The sequence below is a fragment of the Brevibacterium sp. SIMBA_078 genome (genome assembly GCF_046534565.1).
Classification (GTDB): domain Bacteria; phylum Actinomycetota; class Actinomycetes; order Actinomycetales; family Brevibacteriaceae; genus Brevibacterium.
In genome coordinates, this window is sequence record NZ_JAWRYQ010000008.1 from 1 (window position 1) to 1,717 (window position 1,717).

Annotated in this window: 2 rRNA genes; both read right to left on the reverse strand. The window is 53.7% G+C overall.

Features of this window, described 5'->3' with window-relative positions:
• Window positions 1-6 precede the first annotated feature (6 nt).
• A 5S ribosomal RNA gene (rrf, locus tag SB749_RS18605) occupies window positions 7-125 on the reverse strand.
• Between the two features lie 189 nt (window positions 126-314).
• Window positions 315-1,717, reverse strand: a 23S ribosomal RNA gene (locus SB749_RS18610); the annotation flags it as partial.

Genomic DNA, 1,717 nt, shown 5'->3' on the forward strand with positions numbered 1-1,717 from the left:
AAAATATTGCGGCAGTCACTTACTCTCCCACAACCACCAAGTTGCAGTACCATCAGCGCGAATGGGCTTAGCTACCGGGATCGGAACGGTTAACCGGGCGTTTCCCCACCACTATCACCACCGCAAAACCAACAAACCACCACCACAACCCCACACAGAGTTGTCAGCGGTAGTGGTCCAAGAACCGCACAGCGAACGCGAACACCAAAAACTATGTCATGCGCACCCTTCACAAGGGCGCATTCTCTCATCACAACCAGAAAAGACTACTCATAGAAACAATCCTTCACACACACCAACCCCCAAAAGGATAGTTCAGTGAGTGATCGGTGTATTAGTACCAGTCAACTCCACACATTGCTGTGCTTCCATACCCGGCCTATCAACCCCATCATCTATAGGACACCTCCCCTGACAAAAGTCAGTTGGAAATCTCATCTCGGAGCCGGCTTCCCGCTTAGATGCTTTCAGCGGTTATCCATCCCGAACGTAGCCAACCAGCCATGCTCCTGGCGGAACAACTGGCACACCAGAGGTTCGTCCGTCCCGGTCCTCTCGTACTAAGGACAGACCTCCACAAATTTCCTACGCACGCAGCGGATAGGGACCGAACTGTCTCACGACGTTCTAAACCCAGCTCGCGTACCGCTTTAATGGGCGAACAGCCCAACCCTTGGGACCGACTCCAGCCCCAGGATGCGACGAGCCGACATCGAGGTGCCAAACCATGCCGTCGATATGGACTCTTGGGCAAGATCAGCCTGTTATCCCCGAGGTACCTTTTATCCGTTGAGCGACCACGCTTCCACAAGCCATGGCCGGGTCACTAGTCCCAGCTTTCGCTCCTGCTCGACACGTCCGTCTCACAGTCAAGCTCCCTTGTGCACTTACACTCGACACCTGATTGCCAACCAGGCTGAGGGAACCTTTGGGCGCCTCCGTTACTCTTTAGGAGGCAACCGCCCCAGTTAAACTACCCATCAGGCACTGTCCCTGAACCCGATCAGGGTCCGAAGTTAAGGAATCCACTATGGTCAGAGTGGTATTTCACCGATCGACTCCACCCCAACTAGCGTCAGGGCTTCCCAGTCTTCCACCTATCCTACACAAACCACACCGAATCCCAATACCAAACTATAGTGAAGGTCTCGGGGTCTTTCCGTCCTGCTGCGCGTAACGAGCATCTTTACTCGTAATGCAATTTCGCCGAGTTCGTGGTTGAGACAGCAGAGAAGTCGTTACGCCATTCGTGCAGGTCGGAACTTACCCGACAAGGAATTTCGCTACCTTAGGATGGTTATAGTTACCACCGCCGTTTACTGGGGCTTAAATTCTCCGCTTCACCCACAAAGTGGGTTAACAGGTCCTCTTAACCTTCCAGCACCGGGCAGGCGTCAGTCCGTATACATCGACTTACATCTTCGCACGGACCTGTGTTTTTAATAAACAGTCGCTTCTCTCTGGCCTCTGCGACCACCACCAGCACATCCCAGAGCAAGTCTGGTTCACCGGGATGGTCCCCCTTCTCCCGAAGTTACGGGGGCATTTTGCCGAGTTCCTTAACCACGATTCTCTCGATCACCTTAGTATTCTCTACTCGACCACCTGTGTCGGTTATAGGGTACGGGCAACACACACCCTCACGTCGATGCTTTTCTCGGCAGCAGAGGATCACCAGATCACCCCACCAATGTGGGGCGCCCATCAGCTCTCACAC